A 20,644-nucleotide genomic window follows, 5' to 3' on the forward strand; every position below is an offset into this window, starting at 1 on the left:
CGGTACAGGTGGCACCGATGCTCTACTTCGCGGTAGGCGGTGTCCAGAGCCGGTTGTGCGGGATGAGCGAGGATCGCGTCACGGGGCGGTCACGTTCCGGAGTGCCACCGAGCGCCGAGCCGTCAACGCGTAGCAGACGCTCGACACCACCATCCCGACCGGCAGCGCGAGGTCGACGTGGCCGAGGGCGGCGGAGATCGGGCCGGTGAAGTAGAGGGTGTCCACGCAGAGCGCGGCCAGCGCGGTGCCCGCCAACAGGGAGAGCGCGCCCGCCCAGTTGACGCCTCCGCGGTACCAGAACGGGCTGGAGGGCGACTCGTCGGTGAGCGTGGGTCCGTCGTAGCGGTTACGGCGCAGCACGATGTCGGTCGCGTAGATCGCCATGCTGGGGCCGAGGAGTATGACGGTCAGTTCCAGCACGTTGTTGACGGTGTCGAGGAAGTTCGAGACGAGGAGCCCGTACAGGGTCAGCGCGACGGCGGCCGTGCCGTCGAACAGGACGCTGACGGAGCGGCGGATGCGCAGCCCGACGGCTTGCAGCGCGAGGCCCGCGCTGTACGCGGTCAGGGCGTTGATGGCGATGGTGCCGAGGACCAGGGCGAGCAGGAAGACCGGTGTGAACCAGCCGGGAAGGATCTTCTCCAGGGCCGCCTGCGGGTCGGTCATGTCGACGGTCGTCGCGGCGAGCACACCCAGGGCCGAGACCAGCACGCCCGGCAGGAAGCCGCCGAGCGCGGTCCAGCCGACGATCGCCCGCTTCCGCGTGGTCCGGGGCAGATAGCGGGAGAAGTCCGCGCTGGTGGTGTACGACAGCGGGCTCGAGGCGATGAGGGTGATCCCCGCGAGCACGGTGGCCCACAAGTCGACGCCGGTGAGCCGGTGTTGGGGTACGTAGCCGAAGTCGGCGTGCCGGACGACCACGACGGCGACGAAGGCGAAGGCCGCGGCGAGGACGAGCGTGATCGGCAGGTACAGCTTCATGATCAGGGCGTGGCCGTACACGCTGATGGTCAGCGTGAGCGCCGCGATGACCACGATGACGGCGGCCTTCACTCCGGTGTTCACCGGGATACCGACCCTCGCGACCAGCGAGAACGCGGCGACGGCCGCGGCCGACAAGTTCAGCGCGAAGTAGCAGACGGAGATCACCCAGCCGACGATCGCGTTGTTCACGCGGTTGCCGATGACGCCGAAGAGGGCACGCGTGATGACCTCGCTGGGCGCGCCCGCCGCCGGGCCCGAGACGGAGAGCCAGCCGGTGAGGATCCAGAACAGGTTGCCGACGACCAGCACGGCGAGGGCCTGCCACAGGTTCAGGCCCATCAGGATCAGGGCGCCGCCGACCACCAGGCTCAGGTAGTTGATGCCGCCCGCGGCCCAGACCGAGAACAACTCGCGGGCTCTGCCGCGGCGTTCGGAATCGGGGATGTGGTCGATGCCGTGGGCCTCGATGCGGGTGGCCGTCGCCTGCTCTGCGACGGGCGGCGTGTGTGCGGTGCCTACTTCCGTGCCGCCCGTGTCTGGACACGGGTCGGGAAGCGTGGACGCCATGGGGCCCTCCGGGGTGCTGGTCTCGTGCCACCTGCTTGCTTATTGGTCGCACACTCAATAACGTGACCGGCATGTCGTCAAGCGTTGAGCGCAAGCGAATCCGAAAATCTCCGGCCGCCAGACGTGCGGAAATCGTTGCGCAGGCCGCCTCGATTGCGCTTTCCGAAGGTCTGGAGTGCATCACGCTGCGGCGCATCGGCGAGGACCTGGACGTGCGTCCGGGCCTCGTGAGCCACTACTTCCCCTCGGCGGAGGAGCTGGTCGCGGAGGCGTTCGGGAGCGCGGCAGCGGCGGAACTGGACGCGGTCCTCCCCGAGGGGGGCGCGGACACGTCCGCCGTGGAGCGGCTCGCCGGGTTCCTCGCGCGGGCCTCCGGGCCCGCGTGGGACGGCATCAGCCGGCTGTGGCTCAACGCGCGGCACTTGAGCCGGTACCGGGACTCGCTGCGGGTGCGGGTCGAGGCGCAGGAGGCGGACTGGCGGAGGCGGCTCACGGGGCTCCTCGCGGAGGGCGTCGAGCGGGGTGAGTTCCCTTCGGGGGAGCCGGAGGTCGTGGCCCTGCAGATTCTGGTCGTGCTGGATGGGCTCGGGGCGAATGCGGGTGCGGACGTGGAGTCGTTGCCGGTGGAGGTCGCGCGGATGGCGTTCCGGGTAGCCGAGAGTCAACTCGGGCTGCGTGAGGGGGCGTTGGACTCGTAGACCTGGGACGGGGTTGCGGCCTCGGGGCGCTGCCCCGGACCCCGCGCCTCAATCGCCGGCGGGGCTTGAGCTGCCCGCGTCTCGCTCACCGGCGGGCTTGGTTGGCCCGCCACTTGTTCTGTTCGTACCTTCCGCTGGGAGATCCGCAGCATGCACCACCCCGATCTGGTCCTCCTCAACGCCCGGTTTCTCGATCCGGTCGATGGTGGGGGCGGGCCGCACACCGCGCTGGCCTGCGCCGACGGAGTCATCACCGCGCTCGGCGGCGATCGCGAGGTGCGCGCGCTCGCCGGGCCACGTACCACCGTCGTCGACCTCAAGGGCGCCGTCGTGACGCCCGGGCTCGTCGATGGGCACACGCATCCCGCATCCGGCGCCGAGCTCACCGCCGGGGTCGACCTGTCGCGGTGCGTGAGCATCGACGACGTGCGCGCCGAGCTGGGGCGCGCGAAGGAGTCGCTCGCGGACGGTGCGTGGCTGCACGCCTGGGGGCTCGACCCGAACGTGTTCGGGGAGCGGGCCGTGGAGACCGCCGCGCTGGCGCCGGTGCTCGACGGCGTCCCGGCGCTGCTCCAACTCTTCGACGCGCACTCGATGTTGGCGAGCCCCCGCGCCCTGGAACTCGCCGGCGTCGACGGTCCGCGCGCCTTCGACCAGGCCGCCGAGATCGTCTGCGACGCGGCGGGTCGGCCCACCGGGCTGCTCCTGGAGGACGCCGCGTGCGAACTGGTCGAGCGGGCCGCGCCGCAGCCCACCCGCACCGAGCGCCGCGAACGGCTCGCGCGGGCCCTGCGGGAGATGGCAGCGAGCGGGCTCACCGGCGGGCACGCCATGGACGCGGGCGGCGACAGCCTTGAGTTGTACGAGGAGTTGGACGCGGCCGGCGAGCTGTCCGTGCGGCTGCGCGTCGCGCCGTGGTGCCAGCCGGGAGCGGACGCCGATGCCGTGGACCGGCTCATCCAACTCCAGGAGCGGGGAGGCCAGTTGTGGTCGGTCGACGGGGTGAAGCTGTTCATGGACGGCACCATCGACAACGGCACCGCGTGGCTGGAGCGCCCCGACTGCCACGGCGAGTCGACGCACGCGTTCTGGCCGGACCCGGCCGCGTACACCGAGGTCATCGCCGCGCTGCACCGCGCGGGTGTGCCCACCGCGACGCACGCCATCGGCGACGCGGCGGTGCGGCACGCGCTCGACTCCGTGGCGAAGGCGCGGGCCGGGGCCCCCGGCGACGTACGGCATCGCGTCGAACACATCGAGACGGTGCCGGACGACACGGTGCGGCGGTTCGCCGAGCTGGGGGTGGTCGCGTCGATGCAGCCCACGCACTGCTGCGACTTCACGCGGGCCGACCACAGCGACAACTGGTCGCGGCGGCTCGGCGAGGAGCGGGCGGGGCGGGCCTGGCGCTGCCGGGACCTGTGGGACGCGGGGGCGACGGTGGTGCTCGGTTCGGACTGGCCGATCGCGCCGTACCCGCCGCTCCAGGTGCTGGCAGGCGCCCGGCACCGTCGCCCGAGCCGCGATCTGACGCTGCCGCCGCACGGGCCCGAGCAGGCGCTCACCGGCATGGAGGCGCTGCGGGCGATGACCGTGAACGCCGCCTACGCCGCCGGGGAGGAGCGGAGCGCGGGGCGGATCGCGGTCGGGTTCCGGGCCGACCTCACGGCGTTCGCCGTGGATCCGGCCGCCGCACCGGCGACCGAACTCCCCGACGTACCCGTGCGGTTGACGGTACTCGGCGGCCGGGTGACGCACCGGGACGAGTCGCTGTAGAGCCGCTCAACTCCCCTCGCCCTCCTCGTGCTTGGCGCGGCTCGGCTGGACCCGCTTGGGCTCGCCCGGCATCTTCGGGTACTCGGGCGGGTACGGCAGGTCGCCGAGGCCGCGGTCCTTCTCGTCGCGCTCGGCCAGCTCCAGGAGGGCGTCGAGGGAGTGCCGCTCCTTGTCCATGTCGGCGTGCACGTCGCCGAGTTCGGCGTACCGCTTCGGCATGGTGACGATGTCGAAGTCGCGGGGCAGCGCGTCGCCCACCTCGTCCCAGGCGAGCGGCGCGGAGACCGGGGCGTGCGGTCGGGCGCGCACCGAGTAGGCGGAGGCGATGGTGCGGTCGCGGGCCGTCTGGTTGTAGTCGACGAAGATGCGCTCGCCCCGCTCCTCCTTCCACCAGGCCGTCGTCACGAACTCGGGCATCCTGCGCTCCAGTTCGCGGCCGCAGGCGATCGCGGCGCGGCGCACCTCGGTGAACGTCCAGCGCGGTTCGATGGGCACGAAGACGTGCAGTCCGCGTCCGCCGGAGGTCTTGGGCCAGCCGCGCAAACCCCCGAACTCCTGGAGCACGTAACGGAGTTCATTGGCCGCGTGCACGGCGTCCGCGTAGTCGGTGCCGGGCTGCGGGTCGAGGTCGATGCGCAGCTCGTCGGGGTGGTCGGGGTCGTCGCGGCGCACCGGCCAGGGGTGAAAGGTGAGGGTGCCGTACTGGGCGGCCCAGATCACCGCGGCGACCTCCGTCGGGCACATCTCGTCGGCCGTCCGGCCCGACGGGAAGGTGATCGTGGCGGTGGGGATCCAGTCGGGGAGGTTCTTCGGCGCGCGCTTCTGGTAGAAGGACTCGCCGGTCACGCCCTCGGGGTAGCGCTCCAGGGTGGTGGGCCGGTCGCGCAGGGCGCGCAGGATGCCGTCGCCGACCGCGAGGAAGTAGTTCGCGAGGTCGAGCTTGGTGTACGTCACCGTCCCGCCATCGGGGAAGAACACCTTGTCGGGGCTGGACAGACGCACCGTCCGACCGCCCGCTTCCAGTTCCACTGCCGCACCCTTGCCACCCATGCGCTCACGCTAGGCCGAAAGGACGTAAACCGCATACCGGGCGATACGCCACCGTAGAGGACAGAATCGGGGGCATGGATCTCCCCGTGATGCCGCCGGTCAAGCCGATGCTCGCCAAGTCCGCCGCCAAGATCCCCGCCGGGATGCACTACGAGGCGAAGTGGGACGGGTTCCGGGCGATCGTGTTCCGCGACGGGCCGGAGATCGAGCTCACGAGCCGCACCACCAAGCCGCTGACCAGGTACTTTCCCGAGCTGGTCGCGGCGCTCGCCGAGCGGCTCCCGGAGCGCTGCGTGCTCGACGGGGAGGTCGTGATCGCGCGGGACGGGCGGCTCGACTTCGACGCGCTGACCGAGCGGATCCACCCGGCGGCCTCCCGGGTGAAGATCCTGGCCGAGCGCACGCCCGCCTCCTTCGTGGCCTTCGACGTCCTGGCGCTCGGCTCCGAGTCCACGGTCGACCTGCCGCTGTCCGACCGCAGACCGCTCCTCGAACAGGCCCTCGCGGGCGCCTCGGCCCCGCTGCACCTGGCCCCGGCGACGACCGACGCGCAGCTCGCCCAGGTCTGGTTCGAGCAGTACGAGGGCGCGGGCCTCGACGGGGTCGTCGCCAAGCCGCTCACCCTGCGCTACCGGCAGGACGAACGCGTCATGCTCAAGATCAAGCACGAGCGGACGGCGGACTGCGTGGTCGCCGGCTACCGCTTCCACAAGAGCGGCCCGGTCGTCGGCTCCCTCCTGCTCGGCCTGTACGACGACGAGGGCGCCCTCCAGCACGTCGGGGTGTGCGCGGCGTTCACGATGAAGCGCCGCACCGAACTGGTCGCCGAGCTCGAACCGCTGCGCATGGAGCTGCCCGCCGAGGGACACCCGTGGGCGGCCTGGACCGACGAGGTGGCCCACGAGAGCCGGCGAATGCCGGGCGCGACCAGCCGCTGGACCGGGAAGAAGGACCTCTCCTGGATCCCGTTGCGCCCCGAGCTGGTCGCCGAGGTGACGTACGAGCACATGGAGAACGGTGCGCGCTTCCGCCACACGGCCCGCTTCCGCCGCTGGCGCCCGGACCGCACGCCGGAGAGCTGTACGTACGCGCAGCTGGAGGAGCCGGTGAAGTTCGACCTGGCGGACGTGCTGCGCTGACCGCGCGGGTGAGCGGGGCGCGACCGTGGGTATCCACAGTGCGTGAACGATATGCGCAGGCATGCGGTCGTGGTCGGGGCTCTCGGGGCGTTCGCCTCGGCATGTACGGCGAGTCGACTGCCCGGGGGCGGGAGTTCGGCGTCGGCGCGCGCGCCGCTGCTCGCCGTGAAGATCGACAACGTGGGGGCGGCGCGACCGCAGACCGGGCTCGACGAGGCGGACCTCGTGTACGTGGAGCAGGTCGAGGCCGGACTGAGCCGGCTCATGGCGGTGTTCGGCTCGCGGCTGCCCGCGGTGGTCGGTCCCGTGCGCAGCGCCCGCGAGACCGATCTCGAACTGCTCCGCCAGTTCGACCGGCCGACGCTCGCGTACTCGGGGGCGCAGAGCGCGTTGCGGCCCGCCATCGACGCGGCGCCGCTGCGGGCGGTGCCGCCGGGCAAGGGCGGCGCGGCCTTCTTTCGCGGCTCGGACAAGCCCGCGCCGCACAACCTGTATCTGCGACCCGCGAAACTGGGCGACCCGGCGGCGGGGGTGCGCGCGGGGGACGCGGCCGGGTTCGAGTTCGCCGAGCGGGCGCCGAAGGGCGGGCGGGCCGAGACGGAGCACACGGTGCGCTTCCCCGCCGCCCGGTTCACCTTCAACTGGTCGGCACGGGAAGGCCGTTGGCTCGTGAGCATGGACGGCCGCGCCGCGACGACGGCGGGCGGCAAACGGCTCGGCGCCCCGACGGTCGTCGTCCAGTACGTCGACGTATCCCCCTCCCGCTTCCACGACCGGTCGGGCAACACGTCGCCGCTGTCGCGGACGGTCGGGGACGGCGGGGCGGTGGTCCTCCGTGGTGGCCGAGCCCACGACGCGACATGGCGCCGCCCGACCCCCACGGACGGCACGACCTTCAACGTCCCGTTCGCGCCGGGCCCCGTGTGGGTAGTCCTGACCGAACGCTAGAGCCCACCCGGCGTGGACGCCACGGGGCTCCGCCCCGGACCCCGCTGCTCAATCGCCGCAGGGGCTTGAAATACCAATAGGCCCCACCATCGACAGAGACGCACACCCCAGGCGGACCAAATCAAGCCCCGCCGGCGATTGAGGCGCGGGGTCCGGGGCAGAGCCCCGAGGCCGCAACCACGGGTGGGCGCGACAGGCGGATCACGCCCCCGCCACCTCCACCTCACCCGCCCGCCGCAGGCCCTCCGCCTCGGCGCACACCCGTTGGATCAGGTCGAAGAACATCCCCCGCTCCTCCGCGTCCAGCGGCGCCAGGAAGATCTGGTTCATCCGCGCCGTGCGCACCGCCAGCTTCTTGTGCGTGCGCAACCCCCCTGGCGTGAGGCGGAGCAACCAGCGGCGGCCGTCCTGCGGGTCACGGACCTTGTCGACCAGCTCGCGCCGCGTGAGCCGGGTGATCACCTCGGCGATGGTGGACCGGTCGAGACCGACCCGCTCCCCCACGGTGCGCTGATCCAGACCCGGCTCGGCCACCAGCGCGTTCAGGACCGCGAACTGCGGCGACGTGATCTCCTCGGAGACCATCGTGTTCCACAGCAGATAGTGGGCCTGCTGGAGCCGCCGGGCGAGGTGCCCGGGATGGGTGGTCAGGTCCACCGCGGCCATGGCGGTCCTCCGTTGCAGTCGTCGCGCCGCTGAACACGGCCGTGCACTGAGCAAGGATCCGGCAACCGACGCCCGCTTGTCGAGTCCATTCGCGCGTTTCCCTTGGGACTCTTGACGGTTCACACACCCAGTGGCAACGTGAGCGCCATCCAGAAAATGCTCAGTGTGCTGAGCACTTCAGGAGCAGTTCAGTGGCACGTCAAGAGCACTTCGCGGAGATGAGGGCTGGCAGGGATGGACAAGGTTGTCGCCACGGCCGCTCAGGCCGTCGCCGATGTGGGGGACGGTTCGTCCCTCGCGGTCGGCGGGTTCGGCCTGAGCGGCGTACCGAACGTGTTGATCAAGGCGCTGTACGAGCAGGGCACGGGGAACCTGTCGGTGGTGTCGAACAACTGCGGCGCCATGGACTCCGGCCTCGCCGTCCTGCTGAGCGCTGGACGGATCGCCCGCGTCACGGGCTCGTACATCGGCGCGAACAAGGAGTTCGCCCGGCAGTACCTGGCCGGCGAGATCGAGGTCGAGATGATCCCGCAGGGCACGCTCGCCGAGCGGCTGCGCTCGGGCGGCGCCGGCATCCCCGCCTTCTACACCCCGGCCGGCGTCGGCACCCAGGTCGCGGACGGCGGCCTGCCGTGGCGCTACGACGGCAACGGCGGGGTCGCGAAGGCGTCGCCGCCCAAGGAGGTCCGGGAGTTCGACGGCGTCGAGTACGTGATGGAGCGCGGCATCCGCACGGACTTCGCTCTCGTCCGGGCCGCCAAGGGCGACCGGCACGGCAACCTGGTCTTCAACAAGTCCACGCGGAACTTCAACCCCCTTGCCGCGCAGGCCGGAAAGATCACGATCGCCGAGGTCGAGGAGCTGGTGGAGCCGGGCGAGATCGAGCCCGACGCCGTGCACCTGCCGGGCATCTTCGTGCAGCGCGTCATCGCCCTGACGCCCGAGCAGGCCGTCGACAAGGGCATCGAGAAGCGGACGGTGAGCAACTGATGTCCTGGACCCGTGACGAAATGGCCGCCCGCGCCGCACGCGAGCTGCGCGACGGCCAGTACGTGAACCTCGGCATCGGCCTGCCGACGCTGATCCCCAACTACCTCGGCGGCGACGTCGAGGTGATCCTCGAGTCCGAGAACGGGATCCTGGGCACCGGCCCGTACCCCGCCGACGACGCCGTCGACCCCGACCTGATCAACGCGGGCAAGGAGACGGTGACCGTCCTGCCGGGCGCCTCGTTCTTCGACTCCGCGCTCTCCTTCGGGATGATCCGCGGCGGTCACATCGACGTCGCCGTGCTCGGCGCCATGCAGGTGTCCGCGAACGGCGACCTCGCCAACTGGGCCGTGCCCGGCAAGATGATCACCGGCATCGGCGGCGCCATGGACCTCGTGCACGGCGCCCGTACCGTCCTGGTCACCATGACGCACACCGCGAAGGACGGCTCCCCGAAGATCGTCGAGGAGTGCTCGCTGCCGCTCACCGGCAAGGGCTGCGTCGACCGGATCATCACCGACCTCGCCGTGCTCGACGTGACCGAAGACGGCCTGGAACTCGTCGAGTTGGCGCCCGGCGTGAGCGCCGACGAGGTCATCGAGAAGACCGCGGCCAAGGTACGCGTCCCGGAGGGAGCCAAGTGAGCCGCAACGTCAAGGACGTCTACATCGTCGATGCCGTACGCAGCCCCATCGGCCGCTACAACGGCGCCCTCGCGGCCGTCCGCCCGGACGACCTCGCCGCGCACGCGATCCGTGAACTGGTCGCCCGCACCCCCGAGTTGGACCCGTCCCGGATCGAGGACGTGTACTTCGGCAACGCCAACGGGGCGGGCGAGGAGAACCGCAACGTCGCCCGCATGGCGGGACTGCTCGCCGGACTGCCCACCTCGGTGCCGGGCGTCACCGTGAACCGGCTGTGCGCCTCCGGACTTGAGGCCGTCGTCCAGGCGGCCCGCGCCATCGCCGTCGGCGACGCGTCGATCGCCGTGGCCGGTGGTGTCGAGTCGATGACCCGCGCGCCCTACGTGCTGCCGAAGAACGACAAGCCGTTCCCGGCCGCGAGCACCGAACTGTTCTCCACCACGCTGGGCTGGCGCATGGTCAACCCGAAGATGGAGCCGCAGTGGACGGTGCCGCTCGGCGAGTCGGCCGAACTCATCGCCGACAAGCACCACATCACGCGCGAGCAGCAGGACGAGTTCGCCCTCGCCAGCCACCAGAAGGCCGCCGCCGCGCAGAAGAACGGCCTGTTCGACGCCGAACTCGCCTCCGTCACCATCCCGCAGCGCAAGGGTGACCCGACCGTCGTCTCCGCCGACGAGTCCGTGCGCGCCACCACCACCCTGGAGGCGATGGCGAAGCTCAAGCCGTCCTTCCGCAAGGACGGAGGCACGGTCACGGCGGGCAACGCCTCGCCGCTGAACGACGGCGCCGCGGCCCTGCTCCTCGTCGACGAGGAGGGCCTGAAGGCCACGGGCCGCGAGCCGCTCGCCCGGATCTCCGCCACGGGCGTCTCCGCCATCGACCCGCACTACTTCGGCCTCGCGCCCGTGGAGGCGACGAACCGGGCGCTCGCCAAGGCGGGCAAGGGGTTTGCCGATCTGTCGACTCTGGAGCTGAACGAGGCGTTCGCCGCGCAGGTGCTCGGCTGCGTCGCCGAATGGCCCGAGTTCGACCCGGCGGTCCTCAACCCGCAGGGCGGCGCCATCGCGCTTGGCCACCCGCTCGGCGCGTCCGGCGCCCGGCTCGCCGGCACGGTCGCCCACCAGCTCGCCCGCGAGGGCTCCGGCGTCGGCGTCGCCACGCTCTGCATCGGCGTGGGCCAGGGCCTCGCCCTCGTCCTGGAACGTTAGGAAGGACCGCCCTCCCATGACTCTCACCCAGCACGACATCGACGCGGAGATAGCCGCGAACCGCGAGGCCTACTACAAGGGTCTCGCCGAGGGCGCTCCCGTCGAGCACCACCCGCGGCGCGACTACGCCCCGTACCGCTCCTCCACCTTCCGGCACCCCAAGCAGCCGCCGATCAACATCGACGTCGCCAAGGACCCGGAGCTGATCGAGCTGACCGCGCCCGCGTTCGGCGAGCGCGACATCACGAAGATCGACAACGACCTGACGATCCAGCACCCGGGCAAGCCCATCGGCGAGCGCATCACCGTCGAGGGCCGGCTCGTCGACCGCGACGGGCGGCCGCTGCGCGGTCAGCTGATCGAGCTGTGGCAAGCCAACTCGGCAGGACGCTACGCGCACAAGATCGAGGTGCACGACGCGCCGCTCGACCCGAACTTCACGGGTGTCGGCCGCACCCTCACCGACGACGACGGCTGGTACAAGTTCACCACCATCCAGCCCGGCCCGTACCCATGGGCCCAGCACACCAACGCCTGGCGCCCCGCGCACATCCACTTCTCCGTCTTCGGCTCCGCGTTCACCCAGCGCCTGGTGACGCAGATGTACTTCCCGAACGACCCGCTGTTCCCGTACGACCCGATCCTCCAGTCGGTGACCGACGACGCGGCGCGGCAGCGCCTGATCGCCACGTACGTGCACGAGAAGTCGGTGCCGGAGTTCTCGATGGGCTACCAGTGGGACATCGTCCTCGACGGCCCGAACGCCACCTGGATGGAAGAAGGGCGCTGACCAGCCATGACGACGATCGACATCAACAACCCCGAGACCGTGCGGCCCACGCCCTCGCACACGGTCGGCCCCTGGTACGGCTACGCGCTGCCCTTCGAGGGCGGCGGTGACATCGCCCCGGTCGGCCACCCGGACACGGTCGCCGTGCACGGCTACGTCTACGACGGCAACGGCGACCCCGTCCCCGACGCGTTCGTCGAGGTCTGGGGCGCGGACCCCGAGGGCAACGCCTCCACCGTCGACGGCTCGATGCGCCGCCAGCCGTTCACCGGCGGTTACCTGGGCCGCAACGGCGTGGAGTTCACCGGTTGGGGCCGCATCGAGACGGACGCCAACGGCCACTGGGCCGTACGCACCCTGCGCCCCGGCGCACGGGGCGAATCGGCGCCGTACCTCGCCGTGGTGATCTTCTCCCGCGGCCTGCTGCATCACCTCTACACGCGGATCTACTTCGCCGGTGACGAGGGGCTTGCGGCCGACCCGGTACTCCAGCAGGTCGACGCCGGGCGCCGCGACACGCTGATCGCACAGCCGGAGGCCAACGGCACGTACCGTTTCGACATCCGCCTTCAGGGCGAGGGCGAGACGGTCTTCCTGGAGTTCACGTGACGTTGTTCGACCCCGGCAGCGAGGGTGCGCCCACCGAGCGCACCACGTCCGAAGAGGCCTTCCTTCAGGCCCTGTTGGACGCGGAGGCGGGCCTCACGCGGGCGCAGTCCTCGCTCGACCTCGCGCCCGCGTCCGCGGGCGGCGCCGTCACCGCGGCGGCCGTCGCCGAGCGGTTCGACGTGCGGGACCTCGCGCGCCGCTCGCGCGGTGGCGGCAACCCGGTGATCCCGCTCGTCGCGGACCTCACGGCGGCGGTGGACGCGGAGTGTGCGCCGTACGTGCACCGGGGGGCGACGAGCCAGGACATCCTGGACTCGGCGCTGATGCTGGTCGCGGCGCGGACGCTGGACGCGGTGCTCGACGAACTCGCGGGCACGGAGAGCGCGTTGGCGGATGTGGCGCGGGAGCACCGGGACACGGTGATGCCGGGTCGCACGCTCACGCAGCACGCCGTGCCGACGACGTTCGGCCTCAAGGCCGCCGGCTGGCGCTCGCTGGTGCTCGACGCGCGCGACCGCCTGCGGGGCGTGCGGGCGGCGCTGCCGGTTCAACTGGGCGGTGCGGCGGGAACGTTGGCCGCGTTCGGGGCGTACGGGGCCGAGGACCCGGTCGCCCTGGTGGGCGCGTACGCGCGTGAACTCGGCCTCGCGGAACCGGAGTTGCCGTGGCATGTGCTGCGTACGCCGGTGGCGGATCTGGCGGGGGCGCTCGCCTTCGCGGCGGGTGCGCTCGGCAAGATCGCGGCGGATGTGCTGGTTCTCTCCCGTACGGAGATCGGGGAGGTGGCCGAGGGGGCGGGCGGCGGCTCGTCCGCGATGCCGCACAAGGCCAACCCGGTCCGCTCCACCCTCATCGCCGCCGCGGCCCGCCGCGCGCCCGCGCTCGCCGCGACGCTGTACGCGTCGCTGCCCGCGGAGGACGAACGTCCCGCGGGCGCGTGGCATGCCGAATGGACGACGCTGCGTGAGCTGTTGCGGGTGGTGGGGGGTGCGGCGCGGGACGCTGCCGCTTTGGTCGGCGGGTTGGTGGTGCGGGCGGATGTGATGCGCGCGCACCTGTCGGCGACCGGTGGCGCGATCGTCTCGGAGCGGCTCTCGGCGGAGCTTTCGGTGCTGCTCGGGCGGGGCCCCGCGAAGGACCTCCTCGCGTCCGCCTCGCGGCGGGCTCGCGAAGAGGGCCGCCCCCTCGCGGACGTCCTCGCGGCCGAGCCGCTCCTGGCGGACGCCGACGTGGACGTGGCCGAACTGGCCGATCCGTCGCGGTACACCGGGGCGGCGGGCGCGCTGGTGGATCGGGCGCTCACGCGCACATGACATGTCCCCCACCCCACCCCTTCCCGAAATCCCTGCGGGCGCATGAGAGTACGCGCCACTACACACGGCGGGGCGCCCCCAACCCCGGACGCCGCAACCGAACGGCACCCCCAACCCCGCACGACCCGAACCGAACGGCGCCTCAAACCCCGCTCCCCCAGGGGCGCGGGGAACTGCGCGCCCAACCCCGCACCACCCGAACCGAACGGCACCCCCAACCCCGCTCCCCCAGGGGCGCGGGGAACTGCGCACCCAACCACGCACCACCCGAACCCGACGGCACCCCAAGCCCCGCCTCCCCAGGGGCGCGCGCGTGGCCGGAGCGGGCGGGTGGCCGCAGCGCCGCCTCCGCCGGAACCGCGAGACCGCACCCGCACATCCGTCGACCCCGAACCACCGGGAGCCCCCCATGACCGCACACCGTCTCCACCACCACGCCGAGGGCGCGCCCACCGCTCCCCCGTTGATCCTCGGGCCCTCCCTCGGGACGAGCCTCGCCCTGTGGGACGACGTCGCGCCCGAACTGTCCGCCGCCCACCGCGTCGTACGGTGGGATCTCCCCGGCCACGGCGGTTCGGACGCCGGCCTGATCGAACCCGGCGCCACCGTCGGAGACCTGGCCGAGCTCGTGCTCGCGCTCGCCGACGACCTCGGCATCGACCGGTTCGCCTACGCCGGCGTCTCCCTCGGCGGCGCCGTCGGCCTGCACCTCGCCGTGCACCACCCGGAACGCCTCACCCGCCTCGCCGTCATCTGCTCCTCCGCCCACTTCGGCGGCGCCAAGAACTGGGAGGACCGGGCCGCCCTCGTCCGCAAGGAGGGCACCGCGGGCGTCGCCGAGACCGCACCGTCCCGCTGGTTCACCCCCGGGTTCACCGTGGAACGCCTCGTGCAGGACAACCGGGACGCCGCCCCCGCGGGCTACGCCGCCTGCTGCGACGCCCTCGCCGCGTTCGACCTCAGGGACCGGCTCGCCGACATCACCGTGCCCACCCTCCTCGTCGCCGGCCGCGAGGACCCCGCCACCCCGCCCGCGCACCTGCGCGAGATCGCCGACGCCGTGCCGGACGCCGAGCTCGTCGAACTCGCGGGCGCCTCGCACCTCGCCCCCGCCGAACGGCCGGAGGCGGTCGTCGGGCTGCTGCGCACCCACCTCGGGCAGGCGGCGAAGCGCGGCATGGAGGTGCGCCGCGAGGTACTCGGGGACGCACACGTCGACCGGGCGCAGGCGCGGCAGACGCCGTTCACGGCCCGGTTCCAGGATTTCATCTCGCGCTACGCGTGGGGCGAGATCTGGACCGACCCGACGCTCACCCGCCGCGAGCGCAGCATGATCACGATGACCGCGCTCGTCGCCCACGGCCACCTCGACGAGTTCGGCATGCACGTCCGCGCCGCCCTGCGCAACGGCCTGACCCCGGACGAGATCGGCGCCGTGGTGCAGCAGTGCGCCGTGTACGTGGGTGTGCCCGCCGCCAACTCCGCCTTCGGCGTCGCCCAGCGGGTGCTCGCCGAGGAGGGCCTGGCGTAACCCTGGCAGGCCTACGTTCAGGGGGGTCACGTCACGCGCGGCACCCGGCGCCTAGCCTGGAGGCATGGCCACAATCCTGATCACCGGTGCCACCTCCGGCCTCGGCCGGTACCTCGCCTTCGAGCTCGTCCGCGGCGGGCACGTCGTGCTCGCCCACGGCCGTGACGAGAAACGCACGGATGCGCTCGTCGAGGAGCTGCGGGCCACCGGCGGGCGCGCCGAGGGCTTCGTCGCCGACCTCGCCTCCCTGGAGCGGGTCCGCGACCTCGGCGCCCGCGTCGCCGCCGCCCACCCGGAGCTCGACGTCCTCGTCAACAACGCCGGCGTCGGCACCGGGGCCCCCGGCACGGGCCGCGAACTCGGCGCCGACGGGCACGAGTTGCGCTTCGCCGTGAACCTGCTCGCCCCGGTCGCCCTCACCCGCGCCCTGCTGCCGACGCTGCGCGACAACTCCCCGTCGCGCGTGGTGAATTGCGGCTCGCTCGGCCAGTCCCCGCTCGACTTCGACGACTTGGACCTCGCCGACCACTACAGCGGCACCGAGGCGTACTGCCGCTCCAAGTTCGCCCTCGCCGCCCACACCTTCTCCCTGGCCCGCCAGTTGTCCGGCACGGGCGTCAACGTCAACGTCATCCACCCGGCGACGTACATGGACACGGCGATGGTCCGCGAGGCCGGGGTCGGCCCGCTGAACACCGTCGAGGACGGCGCGCCAGGCGTACTCGCCCTGGCCGTCGGCGAGTTGGGCGGCGAGGCCACCGCCGGGTTCTTCGACGGCGAGCAGCCGACGCTCGCCCACGCGGAGACGTACGACCGAGAGATCCAGGACCGCCTCGACGCCGAACTCGACCGGATCCTCGGGCCGTTCGGGCTGTAGGACTGCCACCGAGCCGGAGCGAGACGGGGCGGGTCAGCGCAGACCCCGTCCCGTCTCCAGCACCTCCCGCGCCCGCGCCGTCAACGCGTCCGCCCCGCACGAACGGGCCAACTGAAGCCCGCGGTTGAGCTCGGACAGCGACCGCGCGGCGATCCCGTACTCGACGCGCGCCCGGGCGTGTTCGTACGCACAGGGAGACGCTTCGAGGTACGTGACCGCCTTCGCGTACAAGGTGAGCTGCTCCCGCCCGGTGGCCAGCGCGGCAGCGCACCGCAGCGCCTCACCGATCGCGGTGTCCGTGCCGAACCGCTCGGCCTGGACGCGGGCCTGGGCGACGAGTTCGGCGGCGCGCCGCGGGTCGGTGTCGGCGAGGGCGAGGGCCAGGTCGCCGGCCCACGACGCGACGATGGTGTTGTGCCCGCCGCGGGCGAGGGCGACCTTGCCGCCGGTCTCCAGTTCGTTGATGCCCTCTTCGGTGCGGCCGACGGCGAGCAGCAGACGGCCGCGCACCGAGTGTGCGTCGGGCAGCAGGATCATCGACGGGTAGGGCGCGGCGAAGCCGTACAGGTCGGCGATCCGGAGCGCTTCGTCGGGCTTGCCGCGGGCGAGGAGCGTATCGATGAGCATGGCGGCCGCGTCCCAGTGCATGGGCAGTCCGTGGCCCACCCGGTCGGCCAGGCGCAGCGCCTCGCGCAGGAACGCCTCCGCGTCGTTGAGCCGGCCGCGCCTGCGGTGGACGTAGCCGACGAAGGCGTGCGCGAGGGAGAGGTGGCCGCCGCTCCAGCCGGCGGTCTCGTAGGCCCGCATGCTCTCGGTGAACAGGCTCTCGGCGCGGTCGAGCCGGTCGGAGAAGAGGTACGACAGGCCGAGCGCGATCAGGATCTCGAAGCCCCACTCGGGGTCGGTCCAGCCGAGGCCGGGGGCGAGGCGTCCATTGACCAGGGAGCGGTCGCAGTACTCTGCGACCTCCTCGGCGTTCTCACCGCGGTTCATCATGTCGAAAGCGCGCAGGATCAGCAGGACGCGCTCGGGGTTGTCGCGCCCGGTGACCCGGCCGGCGAGTTCGGCAAGGGTGCGGGAACGGTCCTGCGGATCGTGCTCCCCGGCGTAGATGCACTCCCAGAAGAGGCGGGTGGCCCGCAGGCGCAGCCGGTGGGGCCCCTCGTCCAACTGGCCGATCTCGGTGTCGATGGCGGCGAGCGCGTCGTCCAACTGGTTGGTGTGGACGAGGGCTTGGGCGAGGCGGCACACCGCGTCGACGCGCTGCTCGCCGAAGAGGCCGGGGGCGGAGTCGAGAGCGGAGCGCAGGTGCGCGACGGTGGTGGACGGCGAGGTGAGGAGCGTGGCGCAGCCCAACTCGTACAGCACGTGCGGCCGTATCTCGGGCAGCGGCGGCTCCTGGAGTGCGCGCTCCAGGCAGCGACGGGCCGCCGAGGGGGCACCGACGGCGAGGTGCTCGCGGGAGGCGGCACGCAGCTGCTCGACGAGTTCGGGGTCGTCGTCCGGGTGCACCTCGAGGAGATGCCGGGAGGCCGCGGCGGGGCCGTGCCCGGAGGCGGTGACCGCCCACGCGGCCTGGCCGTGCATGGCGGTGCGGGTGGCCGGGGGGATCGCGTCGTACACGGCGGACGCGATCAGCGGGTGGACGAACTCCAGGGTGTCGGTGGCTCCGTACCCCGACCCGGGGGAAACCGTGTCGGTCAGGATGCGGGCCGCGCGCAGGTGCTCGGCGCAGCGTCCAGCCTGCTCGGGGTTCATGCCGGCGAGCAGGGCGGCGAGGCCCGGTTCGATGCGGGTGCCGAGGATGGCGGCGGCCCAGGCGAACCGGGTCGCGTCGGTGCCGAGCCCTTCGAGCCGGGTGACCAGGCCGCGGCCGCGGGCGGACCGGTTCAGCGCCCGCAGTTCGACGGCCGCCCTCTCGTCGGGCTGGATCGCGCTGTCCTGGACCTTGGCCAGCAACTCGACGGTCTCGTACGGGTTTCCGCCGGTGACCGCCCACACCTCGCGGCAGAACGGGTCGTCGGCGTGCCCGCCGACCGTGGCGCGGGTGAGGCTCGCGGTGGCGTCGGGGGTCAGGGCGCGCAGCTTGGTGGCGCCGGGGCGGGCGGCGGCGGCCACCGCGTCCAGGCAGGCGGCCGCGCGCCCGTCCGCGGCCTCGCGCTGCGCGACGACGACGAGCACCGGCAGGTCGTCGAGGCGCTCGGCGAACGAGGCGAGCCACTCCAGGGTCTCCAGGTCGGCCCAGTGCGCGTCGTCGATGAGGAGCACCAACGGCCAGTGCAGGCGGGCCAGTCGGGACGCCGCGACGACGAGGCCGTCGCGCACACCGTGCGGGTCGGCCTGGCGCCCGGTGGGCTCGGCGATGCCGAGGGCGGGGCCCGCGATGTCGTACCAGTCGCCGAAGTATTCGCGGGCCTCTTCCTTGGAGAGCGCCACGAGGGCGGGCTGCAGGAGTTGGCGTACGACGTTGAAGGGGACGGACGTGACGGTCTCGCCGCCCCGGGCCGACCACACGGTGGCCCGGCCCGCCGCCATCTCGCGCACGTGGGCGAGCAGTGCGGTCTTGCCGAGGCCTGCCTCGCCCTTGTAGACGACGAGGCTGCCGGCGGCCGCGGAGCCGCCGTACAGATCGTCGAGCGCGCGCCGCGACGTCGAGTTCGGACTCTCTCTCCCACAGGTGAGGGCCAGAGGGCGCGGCGTCGGCGTGCCGTCCCTGGGTCATCCCGCAGCCTCCCGTTGTCGTTCCCGGTGGTGTCCCGGTGTCCGGTCGCAGCCGGTCACATGGGGCGATCGGCGTACTGGTCACGAGACTAGTCCGCGAGGCCCCGCCTTCGTGGGGCGTCTCGGCAGCCGGTGCCATTTGGTCGGAGATGGGGGTTCGCCGGCGGTCGCCCGGGGCCGCCGGGTAACGATCCCGACCGCGGGGCGGACCCTCTCATCCCCTTTTCAGGCGGGCCTCATACTGTTCCGTCCATGACGTCGCAGACTCCCGCAGGCTGGTATCCCGACCCGGGGCAGATACCCAACGGCCCGCGCACCGAACGCTGGTGGGACGGCGCGCGCTGGACCGACCAGACCCGCCCCGCCACCACCACCCCGCCGCAGGCACCGCAGCCGCAGGCACCGCCCCAGCCCCCGGCACAGTTCCCGCAGCAGCAGGCCTCACCCGGTGGCACGAATCCGGCATATCCCAACTACCCCGGCCATCCTGGCCAGTTGCCGCCGACGTCGCGCGGCCGGGGCCGGATCGCGATCGCCGCGGGGATCGCGGTCGTGGTGCTCGCGGGGATCGGCACGGGTGTCTACGCGCTCACGTCGGGCGGTGGCGGCGACGGCAAGAACGACAAGGCGGGCTCGCGGTCGCAGAGCCCGAAGGAGGCGAACCCCGAGAAGCCCGGCGGCCCCGGCGGCGGCGACGGCGAGAGCCCCACCCCCGACGCGCCGGGTGCCACCCCGCGCGCGCCGCTCGACAAGGGGTACGCCACCGACGTCGCCAACGGGGTCGCGATCCCGGTCATCAAGAACTGGACCGGCACCGACGGCGCGGGCGTCGCCGGCATCACGGTCGGCCCGTACCCCTGCCCCAACTCGAAGGACGACGTCTGCGTCAAGGGCGGCGCCTCCACCTCGTCGGCGAAGCGCCTCAAGCTCGACGCGAAGACGGCGAAGGCGGCGGCGAAGGAGGACATCGCCAAGAACGCGAAGTCGTCCTACGGCGGCAAGATCTACCAGGGGATCACGGGACACAAGCAGCTGTTCGCGAAGGCGGTCACGGTCGCCGGACAGAAGGGCTACCGGATCCGCTGGAGCGTCGAGACGAAGTCGGGCGTCGACGCGTGGGTGGAGTCGGCCGCCTTCCCCTCGCCCGCCAACCCGGACAAGCTCGTCGTGCTGCGCGCCGGCGTCGACATGCCGCGCACCGCCGCGGACAAGGCGAAGGGCCCGGACGCCGGGGCCATCGACAAGATCCTCAAGGGCATCAAGAAGGCCTCGGTCACCGGCGACGGCGACGCGGGCAAGAACGTCTGAGCAGTAATACGGCCGGGCGGGTCCCCCTCCGCTCAAGGAGGAACCCGCCCGGCCGGGGTGCGCGCCGCCCCCGTCCCCACGGTGCGGCGCGGGCAGGCCACCGGTCGGTCATCCCTGCGACCGGCGGCCAACCGTTCAGGTGGCCCGACCCTCCCGGGTCAGGCCGAGTCCGGGAACCAGCACGCTCTCGACGAAGCGGACCAGGTAGTCCGCGTCGGCCTCGCGCCCTTCCAGGATCGGCCGGCTGCGCATGACTCCGAAGAGCTGCGCGGCCAGGTAGGGCAGCGCGGGATGGTCCGCGGCGATCTCGCCGCGCGCCACCGCCCGCTTCACCATCGCGTCGATCGACGCGAGCTCCGGCTCGATCAGCGCCTCGCGCAGGGCGCCCTTCAGCTCGTCGTCCTGGAGGGCGGCGTGCCCGAGGGCCTGCACGAGCACCGTGTCCGGCTTGGCCTGCGACGCCGCGTTGCGCGCGGCGGTCACGAGGTCCCCCGCGAGCGTACCCGTGTCGGCCGTGAAGAACTTGGTGCAGCGTCCGGCCCGCAGCGCCGCGGCCACGAGCTGCGGCTTCGTCTTCCACTGCCGGTACAGCGTGGACTTGCTGCAACAGGCCTGCGCGGCGACACCCTCCATGGTGACAGACCCGTACCCCTGCTCCCGCAGCTGATCGAGGACCACGTCGAAGAACTCCTGGGCCCGCTCGGGGCTGATCTTCGAGCGGCGCGAGGCGGTGGGCGCGGCCTCGGTGGGCTTCTCTCGCGTCGTCATGGCCCTCACTCCTCGGGTCGGCGGCAGTGTCGATGAGATCACACCGGCCTATCG

Annotated in this window: 17 protein-coding genes and 1 pseudogene; 13 read left to right on the forward strand and 5 right to left on the reverse strand. The window is 72.5% G+C overall.

Annotation, left to right across the window (positions count from 1 at the left end; translation table 11 throughout):
- Nucleotides 1–78 precede the first annotated feature (78 nt).
- Nucleotides 79–1,551, reverse strand: a complete 1,473-nt coding sequence (locus ACP4E5_RS10510; RefSeq protein ID WP_425827273.1) for a purine-cytosine permease family protein — start codon at nt 1,549–1,551, stop codon at nt 79–81.
- A 71-nt stretch (nt 1,552–1,622) separates the two neighbouring features.
- On the opposite strand from ACP4E5_RS10510, the gene ACP4E5_RS10515 reads away from it, so the two are divergent.
- Nucleotides 1,623–2,249, forward strand: a complete 627-nt coding sequence (locus ACP4E5_RS10515) for a TetR/AcrR family transcriptional regulator (RefSeq protein WP_425827275.1) — start codon at nt 1,623–1,625, stop codon at nt 2,247–2,249.
- A gap of 150 nt (nt 2,250–2,399) precedes the next feature.
- Nucleotides 2,400–4,025 carry an amidohydrolase gene (locus tag ACP4E5_RS10520; RefSeq protein WP_425827277.1) on the forward strand — a complete coding sequence of 542 codons (1,626 nt, stop codon included), beginning with the start codon at nt 2,400–2,402 and terminating at the stop codon, nt 4,023–4,025.
- 6 nt (nt 4,026–4,031) lie between these two features.
- Here the strand turns inward: ACP4E5_RS10520 and ligD are convergent, their stop codons facing one another.
- On the reverse strand, nt 4,032–5,075 hold the full coding sequence (gene ligD, locus ACP4E5_RS10525) for a non-homologous end-joining DNA ligase (RefSeq protein WP_425827279.1): 1,044 nt from the start codon (nt 5,073–5,075) through the stop codon (nt 4,032–4,034).
- 74 nt (nt 5,076–5,149) lie between these two features.
- Here ligD and ACP4E5_RS10530 point away from each other — a divergent pair, with 74 nt between their 5' ends.
- Complete coding sequence (locus ACP4E5_RS10530) at nt 5,150–6,214, forward strand: ATP-dependent DNA ligase (RefSeq protein ID WP_425827281.1); 1,065 nt, start codon at nt 5,150–5,152, stop codon at nt 6,212–6,214.
- Between the two features lie 51 nt (nt 6,215–6,265).
- Nucleotides 6,266–7,162, forward strand: coding sequence for a DUF3048 domain-containing protein (locus tag ACP4E5_RS10535; protein WP_425841198.1), 897 nt, complete (start codon nt 6,266–6,268; stop codon nt 7,160–7,162).
- A gap of 201 nt (nt 7,163–7,363) precedes the next feature.
- Here the strand turns inward: ACP4E5_RS10535 and ACP4E5_RS10540 are convergent, their stop codons facing one another.
- A complete protein-coding gene (locus tag ACP4E5_RS10540) occupies nt 7,364–7,828 on the reverse strand; it encodes a MarR family winged helix-turn-helix transcriptional regulator (protein WP_425827283.1) in 465 nt (154 codons plus the stop codon).
- A 234-nt stretch (nt 7,829–8,062) separates the two neighbouring features.
- On the opposite strand from ACP4E5_RS10540, the gene ACP4E5_RS10545 reads away from it, so the two are divergent.
- From ACP4E5_RS10545 to ACP4E5_RS10580, 8 genes are all read left to right on the forward strand, one after another.
- The gene (locus tag ACP4E5_RS10545) at nt 8,063–8,818 is read left to right on the forward strand and encodes a CoA transferase subunit A (RefSeq protein ID WP_425827285.1); all 756 of its coding nucleotides are present in this window, start codon (nt 8,063–8,065) and stop codon (nt 8,816–8,818) included.
- The gene (locus tag ACP4E5_RS10550) at nt 8,818–9,462 is read left to right on the forward strand and encodes a CoA transferase subunit B (RefSeq protein ID WP_425827287.1); all 645 of its coding nucleotides are present in this window, start codon (nt 8,818–8,820) and stop codon (nt 9,460–9,462) included. The genes ACP4E5_RS10545 and ACP4E5_RS10550 overlap by 1 nt, the downstream gene beginning before the upstream one ends.
- Nucleotides 9,459–10,673, forward strand: a complete 1,215-nt coding sequence (locus ACP4E5_RS10555; protein WP_425827289.1) for a thiolase family protein — start codon at nt 9,459–9,461, stop codon at nt 10,671–10,673. The genes ACP4E5_RS10550 and ACP4E5_RS10555 overlap by 4 nt, the downstream gene beginning before the upstream one ends.
- Nucleotides 10,674–10,689: 16 nt before the next feature.
- Nucleotides 10,690–11,463, forward strand: a complete 774-nt coding sequence (pcaH, locus tag ACP4E5_RS10560; RefSeq protein WP_425827291.1) for a protocatechuate 3,4-dioxygenase subunit beta — start codon at nt 10,690–10,692, stop codon at nt 11,461–11,463.
- A gap of 6 nt (nt 11,464–11,469) precedes the next feature.
- Complete coding sequence (gene pcaG, locus ACP4E5_RS10565) at nt 11,470–12,072, forward strand: protocatechuate 3,4-dioxygenase subunit alpha (RefSeq protein WP_425827293.1); 603 nt, start codon at nt 11,470–11,472, stop codon at nt 12,070–12,072.
- On the forward strand, nt 12,069–13,385 hold the full coding sequence (gene pcaB, locus ACP4E5_RS10570; protein ID WP_425827295.1) for a 3-carboxy-cis,cis-muconate cycloisomerase: 1,317 nt from the start codon (nt 12,069–12,071) through the stop codon (nt 13,383–13,385). Before pcaG ends, pcaB begins: the two co-directional genes overlap by 4 nt.
- Nucleotides 13,386–13,794: 409 nt before the next feature.
- On the forward strand, nt 13,795–14,916 hold the full coding sequence (gene pcaDC, locus ACP4E5_RS10575; protein WP_425827297.1) for a bifunctional 3-oxoadipate enol-lactonase/4-carboxymuconolactone decarboxylase PcaDC: 1,122 nt from the start codon (nt 13,795–13,797) through the stop codon (nt 14,914–14,916).
- 64 nt (nt 14,917–14,980) lie between these two features.
- The gene (locus ACP4E5_RS10580; protein WP_425827299.1) at nt 14,981–15,793 is read left to right on the forward strand and encodes an SDR family NAD(P)-dependent oxidoreductase; all 813 of its coding nucleotides are present in this window, start codon (nt 14,981–14,983) and stop codon (nt 15,791–15,793) included.
- Nucleotides 15,794–15,826: 33 nt separating this feature from the next.
- On the opposite strand, the pseudogene ACP4E5_RS10585 reads toward ACP4E5_RS10580, so the two are convergent.
- Nucleotides 15,827–18,515, reverse strand: a pseudogene (locus ACP4E5_RS10585) (ATP-binding protein).
- A gap of 251 nt (nt 18,516–18,766) precedes the next feature.
- Here ACP4E5_RS10585 and ACP4E5_RS10590 point away from each other — a divergent pair.
- On the forward strand, nt 18,767–19,822 hold the full coding sequence (locus tag ACP4E5_RS10590; protein ID WP_425827301.1) for a DUF2510 domain-containing protein: 1,056 nt from the start codon (nt 18,767–18,769) through the stop codon (nt 19,820–19,822).
- Between the two features lie 135 nt (nt 19,823–19,957).
- On the opposite strand, the gene ACP4E5_RS10595 is transcribed toward ACP4E5_RS10590, so the two are convergent.
- Entirely contained in the window at nt 19,958–20,590 is a 633-nt protein-coding gene (locus tag ACP4E5_RS10595) for a TetR/AcrR family transcriptional regulator (RefSeq protein WP_425827303.1), read from the reverse strand.
- Nucleotides 20,591–20,644: the final 54 nt, after the last annotated feature.

This window comes from Streptomyces fractus, from assembly GCF_049844455.1.
GTDB classification, from domain to species: Bacteria; Actinomycetota; Actinomycetes; order Streptomycetales; family Streptomycetaceae; genus Streptomyces; species Streptomyces fractus.

What these genes read in the sequence shown, in the direction of transcription:
- ACP4E5_RS10510 (WP_425827273.1), bottom strand. Translation starts at nt 1,551, where the DNA reads ATGGCGTCCACGCTTCCCGACCCGTGTCCAGACACGGGCGGCACGGAA.
- ACP4E5_RS10515 (WP_425827275.1), top strand. Translation starts at nt 1,623, where the DNA reads ATGTCGTCAAGCGTTGAGCGCAAGCGAATCCGAAAATCTCCGGCCGCC.
- ACP4E5_RS10520 (WP_425827277.1), top strand. Translation starts at nt 2,400, where the DNA reads ATGCACCACCCCGATCTGGTCCTCCTCAACGCCCGGTTTCTCGATCCG.
- ligD (WP_425827279.1), bottom strand. Translation starts at nt 5,075, where the DNA reads ATGGGTGGCAAGGGTGCGGCAGTGGAACTGGAAGCGGGCGGTCGGACG.
- ACP4E5_RS10530 (WP_425827281.1), top strand. Translation starts at nt 5,150, where the DNA reads ATGGATCTCCCCGTGATGCCGCCGGTCAAGCCGATGCTCGCCAAGTCC.
- ACP4E5_RS10535 (WP_425841198.1), top strand. Translation starts at nt 6,266, where the DNA reads ATGCGCAGGCATGCGGTCGTGGTCGGGGCTCTCGGGGCGTTCGCCTCG.
- ACP4E5_RS10540 (WP_425827283.1), bottom strand. Translation starts at nt 7,828, where the DNA reads ATGGCCGCGGTGGACCTGACCACCCATCCCGGGCACCTCGCCCGGCGG.
- ACP4E5_RS10545 (WP_425827285.1), top strand. Translation starts at nt 8,063, where the DNA reads ATGGACAAGGTTGTCGCCACGGCCGCTCAGGCCGTCGCCGATGTGGGG.
- ACP4E5_RS10550 (WP_425827287.1), top strand. Translation starts at nt 8,818, where the DNA reads ATGTCCTGGACCCGTGACGAAATGGCCGCCCGCGCCGCACGCGAGCTG.
- pcaH (WP_425827291.1), top strand. Translation starts at nt 10,690, where the DNA reads ATGACTCTCACCCAGCACGACATCGACGCGGAGATAGCCGCGAACCGC.
- pcaG (WP_425827293.1), top strand. Translation starts at nt 11,470, where the DNA reads ATGACGACGATCGACATCAACAACCCCGAGACCGTGCGGCCCACGCCC.
- pcaDC (WP_425827297.1), top strand. Translation starts at nt 13,795, where the DNA reads ATGACCGCACACCGTCTCCACCACCACGCCGAGGGCGCGCCCACCGCT.
- ACP4E5_RS10580 (WP_425827299.1), top strand. Translation starts at nt 14,981, where the DNA reads ATGGCCACAATCCTGATCACCGGTGCCACCTCCGGCCTCGGCCGGTAC.
- ACP4E5_RS10590 (WP_425827301.1), top strand. Translation starts at nt 18,767, where the DNA reads ATGACGTCGCAGACTCCCGCAGGCTGGTATCCCGACCCGGGGCAGATA.
- ACP4E5_RS10595 (WP_425827303.1), bottom strand. Translation starts at nt 20,590, where the DNA reads ATGACGACGCGAGAGAAGCCCACCGAGGCCGCGCCCACCGCCTCGCGC.